This window comes from Gemmatimonadaceae bacterium, assembly GCA_019752115.1.
Classification (GTDB): domain Bacteria; phylum Gemmatimonadota; class Gemmatimonadetes; order Gemmatimonadales; family Gemmatimonadaceae; genus Gemmatimonas.
Map to the genome: position 1 here is coordinate 1 of JAIEMN010000005.1, position 9,074 is coordinate 9,074.

Below are 9,074 nucleotides of genomic sequence, written 5' to 3' on the forward strand. Positions count from 1 at the left end.
GCCTCGAACTTACCGGACCGATTTCAAATCGATACACGCCCCGCAACCCGCCAACCCACACGCACCAAAGCACTTATGGGCCAGACGGCGATCCGTGACCGGACACGCCTGACCCGGAACTGATCGGTTCTGGGTACCGGGTTCTTGGTCTTGGGTTGTGCGTGTGACTACGGAAAGTCCACCCGGTACACCACCCCCCGTCCGCCCAGCCACGCCGACTTGCCGTAGCTCGTCACTCCCGCCGAGAGCTCGCGATTGAGCGCGCTCCACGTCCAGCCGGCGTCGGTCGTGTAGGCGGCGCCGCCGTAGCCGGAGACAACGGCGGTGAGCGACCCCGCACCGGGCACCCACACGATGCCGGCGAGGGCGCCCGGCACGGGCGGGCGCTTGCGCATCTCCCAGGTACGGCCGCCGTCGGTGGTGACCCCCACCACGGCGACGCTGGTGTCGGTGCGCAACTTGTTGATGTCGCCGCCGACCACGATGCCGCTGGTGGCCGTCTGGAACGCCATGCCGGTCAGCCCCGCCGCCGTGCCGCGCACGAACGGCGTGTTCTCCACCGCCCACGACTTCCCACCGTTGCGACTGCGGAAGAGACGCGCGCCGGGCGCGCCGGTTGCGATGTACACCGTGCTCGAGTCGCCGTGCACGACGCACTGGCCACTGGCGGCAAAGGCGCCCTCGTCCTGCAGCGGCGTCGGGGCGGTCGCGAGCAGCGTCCACGTCTGCCCGGCGTTCTCGGTATGCAGGATGTTCGTGCGGCGCCCATCGGGCGTGGTGCTCGCGTCACCGAACACCACCCCCTGGCCGTGCCCGTTCATGCTCAGGCAGTCGAAGAACGCCGTGGTATCACGATTGATGAACTGCAACGCCCACGTCGCACCGGCATCGGTGGTGTGGTAGATGCGCGAGGCACTGCCGTTGCCGATCGACAACACCCACGCCTCGCTCTCGCTCGCTGCGTGCACATCCCGATAGTTGAGCGAATCGCCGCCCGGCGCTGGCAGACGCGTCCACGTCGTACCGCCATCGGCGGTGCGCAGCACGACGCCGCTGTTGCCGGCCGCCCAGACCACCTTGTCGCTCACGGCGTGCAGCGCCTGCACGATGGTGTTCACCCCGAACGGCTGGGTGGTCACCGTGGGCGCCTGGGCGTTCGCCGTGGCCGCACTCACGATGAGCAGGCTACCGAGGTGGCGGAGCAGGGAAGAACGCATCATGGGGCTTAGCTCTTGAAGAGGGAGTGTCACGGCGGGGACCACAGCCAGCCCCATCGCGAATAGCAGCGGCCCGGCCTAGCGCGCGGCGCGGCGGAAACGCGTGGGGCCGCTGGTATCGAAACGCCGGTCGTAGGTCCCTACCAGACTGTCGCCCGCGAGGCGTCCCGTAAAGAAGGCGAGGGTGTCGGCGCTGGAGGAGCCCACGAGCGTGGCCAATCGCACGGTTTCGCCCGATTGGATGCCCAGCACGTAGCGCCGCGGCGTGCGCTGACGCCCGGTGATGGCGCTGGCGTTCGGGCCGGGGTCGTCCACCCAGAGATCGAGATCGACCACCGCCCCACTGGCGGCGGTGCCGGTCCAGCGGGCGTCGATCGGCGCGGTATCCACGCGCGTCGTGGCAACGTCGTAGGTCCCCAGCACCACCAGGCTGCCGAAGAGCCCGAGCCCACCGCTCACACTGGAGATCAGCCCGGAGCCACCGAAGGGATCGTTGCCGGAGCGATTGTAGTCGTAGAAGTTCTGATCGACCGAGGTGATGGACAGCTGCTGCGAGAAGCCCGGCAGGAACACATTCGGCAGGCCGGCCGCGAGGAAGTTGCGCAGCCCGCCGCTCAAGGTGAACGACGTGCTGTCGGAAAAGAGCGCCCACGGTCCGTACGGGGTCTCGACGCGCACCGCGTACGTGCGCCCACCCGCCGCGCCCGCCCAGGCGAGGTGCAGGGAGTCGCGATCGCGGTTGAACGCGAGCGGCTGTCGCGTGCGCGCCGCGTCGGCATTCCAGCCCCCCGGCGCGCCGGGCACCGTCGTGCGGCCGGTCACGACACGTCCATCGGCGGTGCGAATGCGCAAGCGATACGTGCCACCCGGGGCGACGGCGAGCTGCGCCCGTGCGACGACATAGCGCCCCGTCCCGCGGCCGCTCACGCGCGTCTCCGTGGCCGCAACGCCGATCGTGTCGGCGCCGGTCAGCAGGCGCACCTCAGCACCGGTGATCGGCTCGCCGCCGGCGGTGCGAATCGGATCGAGCGGATCGAACTTGAGCGAATCGTCGATCACCACGCGACCGGTGAGCGACGACTCCACCAGCACCACCTGCTCGGCGGCCCCGGCATTCAGGACCGCATGCACCACAATGCGTGGTGTCGGGGCCGGAATGACCGCTTTGCCAAACTCGCACCCCGCGAGCAGCGCTGGCGCGAGGCCCCACATCGCGGCGCGCCACGCGCGACCGATCTGCTTACCACGCAATGGACACCCCCAGCGTGGGCAGGAACGGGAACTGCGAGAACGCCGAGCGCGTCGGGGGATTGTCGGTATAGTCGAACACGTACGTGAACACGTTGCGCGCATTGTACGCGTTGATGAGCGACACGTACGGTGTGAGATGGCGCTTGCCGGGATTCGCGTACGTCGCGCTCAGGTCGAGCCGTTGCACGAGCGGATAGCGCGCGCCGTTGCGCACGCCACCGATCGGTTCACGCGCGACGGGGAGGTTGTCGGTGATGTAGCTGTTGGTGACCGGATCGTACCGTCGCCGCACCAGCTGCCCTTCGATATCGGTGAACGGCGTCCCCGTGCCCACCCCGAGTCGCGCGCCGTAGCTCCAGTTGCCGCCCGGGCGCCAGCTGGACACGACGTTCAGGTTGTGTCGGCGGTCCTGCACCGGCGCAAAGCGTCCGGTGGGCGCATCGCGCCAGCTCCGCTGAAACGAGTAGGCGATCCAGCCGCTCATCTTCTCGCTCTCGAGCTGCCGCACCAGCACATCGAGCCCATACGAGCGCCCGGTGGTGATGATGAACTCGTCGCCGAAGACTTCCGGATCGTTGAACAGGTTGCTGCTCGGCAGCCGGTCGTACGCCTTGAGCCACGCCTCGGCGCGCACGAAGCGCGCATTCCCGAACCATCGCTCGGCGCCCAGACTTCCCTGCGTGGCGGTGGCTACCGGGGTGGTCCCGTTGGCAATGAGCCAGAAGTCGAAGACGCGCACCGGCGCCTGTTCATTGCGCAGCGACGGCGTCCACTGCGCGGTGCGCCCCGCCGAGGCGGTGAAGGCGAGATCGCGGTTGGCGAACCACTTGAGCGAGGCGCGGGGCGAGAGCGCGCTCCAGTTGGCTCCGGTCACCGTTTCGCCGCGCACCCCGACTCGGGCCTGCAGCGCGCCGAGGCGCTGCGTGCGATCGACGTAGACCGCCGCCGAGCTCGGACCGTCGCGCGTGGTGAGCAGGCTGGGCGTACCGGCGGCGCGGGCATCCACGTCGTAGGTGAAACGATAGCTGCTCCACTCGTAGCCAGCCTGCGTGATCCCCTTGCCGGCATAGCGGGTGAGCTCGCCCCACGCGCGGGTCTCACCGAGCCGGTTCTTGAAGGTGAGTGAGCCGCTGCCGAGATCGAGCAGCGTGCCGAAGCCGGTGTACGACACGCGCTGCATGGCCCGCGCGGAGTCGCCGCCAAAGGTGTGATGCAACGGTTGCTCCCACGCCGCCCCGATGAGGCGATTGCCCCAGTCGAAGCGCAGGCGCCCACCCCCGGCGGCGGTGGAATCGCCGAACGAGGCGATGGAGGCATCGAGGACATCGCTTCCCCAGTAGCCGGTGAGCGACAGCGACCCGCCATTGGGCAGCGTGTGCTTCACATGCGCCTGCACATCGGTGAACCAGTACGGCAGCTGCCGGTCGGAAAAGAGCGCGATGAACTTGTCGGCATAGGTGCGCCGCGCGGCGACGTTCCAGCTGGTGCTCCCCTTCACGGTGCCGCCGAGCGCGAGCGTACTCGCCAGCAGCGAGACCGATGCCTTGCCGTGGATGCCGCTGCGCGCTTCGGCCTTGGGCTCCACGCTCAGCACGCTCGAGAGGCGCCCGCCGTAGCGCACCGGAAAGGCGCCCGGCATGAGGTCGAAGCTGGCGACGGTTTCATCGATGAAGGTGCCGAACAGGCCGCCCAGATGAAACGGATTGTAGAGCGGAAAGCCGTCGAGGAGGACGAGGTTCTGATCGCTCTCGCCGCCGCGCACGTTGTAGCCGGCGGTGAAGTCGTTGGTGGCGACGACGCCGGGGAGAAGCTGCACGACGCGCAGCACATCGGGTTCGCCGATCACCGGGAGTTGGCGTACGGTTTGACCGGTGACGCTCACCACGCCGGGCGGCGCATTGCCGAGGAACTGCGCCCGCTCGGTGGCCTGCGCCTTGACCTTCACAGCCCCGAGTTCGGTGGTGGTGGCGGTGAGGCGGAAGACGAGGGGCTGCGCGGCATCGCGGGGGAGCACAAGGTCGCGCTGCGTCCCCTGATAGCCAATGCGCGTGACGACGAGGGTGACCTTGCCGTAGGGGACCCCGCGGATCTCGAAGGCGCCATCGGCGCCGGTGTTGGCGCCCTGTCGCGAGTCTTTCCGGAGGACGGTGACGCCGATGACCGGTGCGCCGGTGGCGGCGTCGAGGACGCGGCCCTGGACGGTGGCCACCGAATCGGGCGGTTGGAGCAGCGTCGCGACCAGCGCCGGTGCGAACGCGAACGATGAGCAGGCAATCATATACGCGGCCAACACCCCGGACGCACGCGCAGGTTCCGGACGCGCGTCGGTCCGGTCAGCAGTCCTCGAGTCGGCCAGACCGCGCGTTCACACAGAAGCGCACGCGGCCGGAGGCGTCGGTGTTGCTGGGCTGGATCACCCACTGGCCGTCGCGCCGACCGAGATCCGGACGGGGGCCGTCCAGGTTGGCGCGGTCGATGGGGCCGACCATCCCGCCCGCGCGCGCCGCTCGCATGGCGACGTCAAGATCGACGGAATTGACCTGCACGGCGTGATAGCGCGGCTCGTACTGCCCCGACTGATATGTCCAGTTTCCGCCGCTCGCGTCGCGGATGGCCGACAGGGTGGCCGCTTGCGACTCTGAACGGAGCGTGATCATGACGTAGCACCCCGTCCAGTTGGCCTGGCAGTCCACGCCGAGGTAGACGAGTTCGGCATCGCGGGCCCAGTCTTTTTGCGCCTTTCTGATTTGCGACTTGCCATCCGGAAGCACGCGAGCGGGCGGTGTATGGTCGACCGCCTTGGGCATCGATCCGCTGGGCATCATGCCCGCCGGCAGCGACGGCGTGGCCGGCTGCCACGGTCGCCAGAGCAGCAGCACCAGCGCGGCGGCGGCTGCGAGCCATGCCTTGGGCGGGATCTGGCGCAGCAGCCCGCCGTCGCTCGCGAGTTGCGGCACGACATGGCGTTCGATCGTGCCGATCAGCTGCTCCACATCGTGCGTCCATCGCAGATCGCTGAGCACGATGGCATTGCGTCGGGCGAGTGGGGCGATGTTGTCGGGCAGCGACTCCGCCGACGGCATCGTCACGCCTTCGCACAAGACCGGGATCACCAGCGCATCCGGCCGTTGCAGCGCCGTCGCGACTTCGAGCCGCACGAAGTCGCCCGGTGCATCGAGCCGACGATGCCCGTCGGGGCCGACGCCGGCCCAGCGCGGCCCGATCACCACCAGCACGACGGCCGCGTCGCGGAGCTGCGCCGCCAGGCCCAGCGCGAAATCTTCGCCGGGCGCGAGGCCGTCGATATCCATGAACACGTGTGCCTTGCCGAACGCTTTCACGAGCGCGTCATAGAGGCGCCCCACGTGGCCAGCGGTATCGCCACGGCGGTAGCTGAGAAAGATGCGGTGGGCCGTCGTCATCCCGGTCATCCTGGCGGTGAAAGCGGGCGAGCCAACCAGTCAACCCGCCAGCCAGCGAGATCCTCACCCAGTACGTCGGCGATCTCCAGCACGAGATCGCCCAGTGCCCGACTCGCCAGCGGGTGCGACAGGTCGAGGAGGTCGAGGCGGGTGAGGAAACGCTCGAGCTGCTGCGCACTGGCGTCGGCGCGAATGCCGAGCTCCTGAAAGCCAGCCTGATTGGCAAAGCCATGCAGGGCGGCACCGATGGCGGGGCCAATGACACCGATCGGCGTGATCCACGTGTCGAGGCGCTCCGGTATCGTGCGGTGCAACGCGTGGGCGACCACGTGGGTCAAGGCCGCACCGATGGCCGCCACGAGCGGAAACCAGGGGAGGCCATGCAGCCAGTGATCGGCATGATGCGCGATGCGGTGCGTGACGCGACAGTACTCCGCCTGCGCTTCGACCAAGCCGCGTCGGACATCGGCCGCGAGCTCGCGCAGCGTGTCCGGCCCCAGCGCAATGGGCGGGACGCCGAGCGGACGCGTCAGCGCGCGATACTGCCAATTCACCCACGCCGGTCGGGGGTCGGTCGCGATCGGGTGCGCGGGGACGCGCATGACGGGCGACGCGCGCCCGATCATCCACAAGAAGCCATGATGCCGCAGCCGCTCGGCGAGGAGTCGATAGTCGAGCCACTTTTCGTGAAAGCGCAGCTGGCGACTGCGAAAGAAGAACCCAATGAGCACCAGCAGCACCGCCAACTCGGCGAGCGCCCAGGTCCCCTTCGCCGATTCCGGCGCTTCCTGACCGCAGGCGGCAAAGATGACGGCCATCGGCGCGAGCGCGAGGATCGTGGTGAACGTCGATCGATGCCGGGCCGCATAGGCCGTGGCGAAGTAATCGGCGCGCCGGAACGCCGCGTCGAGCCAGCTCGCGCGGCGGGCACTGGCAGTCGCGCTGCCGGGGGTGTGCTGCCACGAGACCGGTAGGGCGGCGGGTGAGGCGGGGAGTGCGCGCACGCCCGCGTCACGGTCGAAGCCACTCAACACAAAGGTGACCAGCTTGTACAGGCGGGCCGTGACGTGTCGCACGATCCAGCCCGGTACCGCTTCGCGCGCATACTCCTCGAGCGCCCGTCCGAGGACGGCGTGTCCCATCCCCGTGGCGGTGGCCGGCGGGGTAAGCAACCGACGGACCACGAGATGCAGCGCTGCCGGCGATTGCGCCGGTGGCGTGGGTGCCCCGGTATCGGGGTCGAGCACACTCCAGCGCTCCGGTGCCAGCGACGGCACGTGAATCACCGGCACGCCTTCTTCTCGCGCGATGGCGACCACGCGCGCGGTTCCCGCTTCGCCGCGCGCCGGCCGGCCGTCCCACACGGCGATCAGGAGATCGCAATTCCAGACGAGTCGCCGGTTGGTTTCGATCAGCGCATCTTCGGTGCGTTGCGCCGCAGCACCGACGTTGAGGGACCCACTCGACGGGTCGAGTGCCGGGTGCCACCCATCGAGAATGAATCGGGATTCGGCGGCATCCCAGAGTGCGCGCGCGTCCGTGCCCGCGGCACAGCGCGCATCGAGGCTGGCGAGATCGTGGGGGACGACGAGCTCGATGACCATGCCGACGTCGCGCGCCGCCTGGGCGGCAAGCATGTCGGCGCCTTCGGCGAGCGCGGTGACGAGCGAGAGGCGCGTGGGCGCGTTCGACCAGCGCGCCGTGGGGCGGCTCCGCACCGATTCGGCGGCGTCGGCGATCTCGGCCAGAATGTGACGCAGGATATCCCGATAACGGTCCGCCTGTGCCGGATCGAGTCCACGATCCGGCGCATCGCCGTCCTCGCGCCAACGATGACCGGTAATGCCCACGCGGAGCGCGAGCGGGGGAAGCGTCGGGGACTCTGCAGGCATTCGTTGACCGAGGAGGCGATGGACCACAGCGCGCGGTCGGGTCGCCGTGGCACCGGATGATCTGGCATTCACAAAGTACCGCGCCGGCGTCTCGCCGGTTACTCCGACCCGACCTCGCGATGGGTTCCACCAACGCGAACGCGGGCCCCGGTCTGGTGTCCGGAGCCCGCGTGGCGTTGGTACAGCGGGGAGAGTGGGATTCGAACCCACGGTACCCTTGCGGGTACGCCGGTTTTCAAGACCGGAGCCTTAAACCACTCGACCATCTCCCCTGTATTCAGGCGGACCACCGCGGTGACAGAACCGGGATGGGCCTCGGGTGTATTTTACTGAGGTGGCCGCGGGTGACCAACCCGCCCAAGGGATTCCTCCCGCGGAGTCCGGCCCGAACCTTCCGCTTCTCCAGTCAGCATCTCGATGCGTACGTCCAATCCGGTTTTTGCGCGGTTTGCCCAGGCGGCCCGTGACACCGTCGCCTCCTCCGACAGCGGCACCATGACGGTGGCCGGGACGGCGGGGAAGGCGCTGCTTCTCCTCGCCGTCCTGAGCTTCTCGGCGGCGCTCACCTGGCAGCAGGTGGCCTCCGGCAATGTGGGGCTCGTGGGCCCGGCCATGCTGGTCGGTGGCCTGGGTGGGTTTGTGTTTGCCATGATCGCCAGCTTCCGCCCGCAGGCGGCCCGCTGGGCGGCGCCGATCTATGCGTCGCTCGAGGGCATCTTCCTCGGTGCGGTGAGCGCGATCTACAACGCGAAGTTCGCCGGGCTGCCGATGCAGGCGGTGCTGCTCACGATGGGTGTCGCGGCCGGCGTGTTCGTGCTCTATCGCTTCCGCATCCTGCAGGCGACGGATGGGTTCCGCCGCATGCTCTTTGCCGCGATGATGGGCATCATGCTCTTCTACCTCGGCTCGATGGTGCTCTCGCTGTTCAAGGTGAACATCGGCTACTTAACCTCGGCGGGCCCGCTCGCGATCGGCATCAACCTCGCCATCGCCGGCGTGGCGGCGCTCAACCTCGTGCTCGACTTCGATCGCATCGAACAGGGCTCGAACATGGGTGCCCCCAAGGTCATGGAGTGGTTCAGCGCCTTCGGCCTTATGGTCACGCTGATCTGGTTGTACCTCGAGCTCCTGCGCCTGCTCTCGCGCCTGCAGGGGCGTCGCGACTGACCTGACCGCATGACGTGAGCGTCCCCGCGGCTGGTGTTGGCGCGCGGGGACGCACGACGGGGGGGGGCGAGCCACGGAGGGGTGTCCCCGGTTAGGGAAAGCAACCCGGTGCGCAACCGGGGGGC

At 68.8% G+C, this 9,074-nt stretch carries 6 protein-coding genes and 1 tRNA gene; 1 reads left to right on the forward strand and 6 read right to left on the reverse strand.

Annotation, left to right across the window (positions count from 1 at the left end; translation table 11 throughout):
* Positions 1-167: 167 nt before the first annotated feature.
* The 6 genes from K2R93_02840 to K2R93_02865 all read right to left on the reverse strand — a co-directional run bounded on the left by K2R93_02840 (position 168) and on the right by K2R93_02865 (position 8,054).
* Complete coding sequence (locus K2R93_02840) at positions 168-1,220, reverse strand: hypothetical protein (protein ID MBY0488758.1); 1,053 nt, start codon at positions 1,218-1,220, stop codon at positions 168-170.
* A gap of 75 nt (positions 1,221-1,295) precedes the next feature.
* Positions 1,296-2,468, reverse strand: coding sequence for a DUF4249 domain-containing protein (locus tag K2R93_02845; protein ID MBY0488759.1), 1,173 nt, complete (start codon positions 2,466-2,468; stop codon positions 1,296-1,298).
* A complete protein-coding gene (locus K2R93_02850) occupies positions 2,458-4,746 on the reverse strand; it encodes a TonB-dependent receptor (protein ID MBY0488760.1) in 2,289 nt (762 codons plus the stop codon). Before K2R93_02850 ends, K2R93_02845 begins: the two co-directional genes overlap by 11 nt.
* Positions 4,747-4,801: 55 nt before the next feature.
* A complete protein-coding gene (locus K2R93_02855; protein MBY0488761.1) occupies positions 4,802-5,890 on the reverse strand; it encodes a toll/interleukin-1 receptor domain-containing protein in 1,089 nt (362 codons plus the stop codon).
* A 5-nt stretch (positions 5,891-5,895) separates the two neighbouring features.
* A complete protein-coding gene (locus K2R93_02860) occupies positions 5,896-7,782 on the reverse strand; it encodes a hypothetical protein (GenBank protein ID MBY0488762.1) in 1,887 nt (628 codons plus the stop codon).
* A gap of 185 nt (positions 7,783-7,967) precedes the next feature.
* Positions 7,968-8,054 (reverse strand) — tRNA-Ser (locus K2R93_02865).
* A gap of 145 nt (positions 8,055-8,199) precedes the next feature.
* Between K2R93_02865 and K2R93_02870 the strand changes: the two genes are divergently transcribed.
* A complete protein-coding gene (locus K2R93_02870; protein MBY0488763.1) occupies positions 8,200-8,949 on the forward strand; it encodes a Bax inhibitor-1/YccA family protein in 750 nt (249 codons plus the stop codon).
* Positions 8,950-9,074 lie beyond the last annotated feature (125 nt).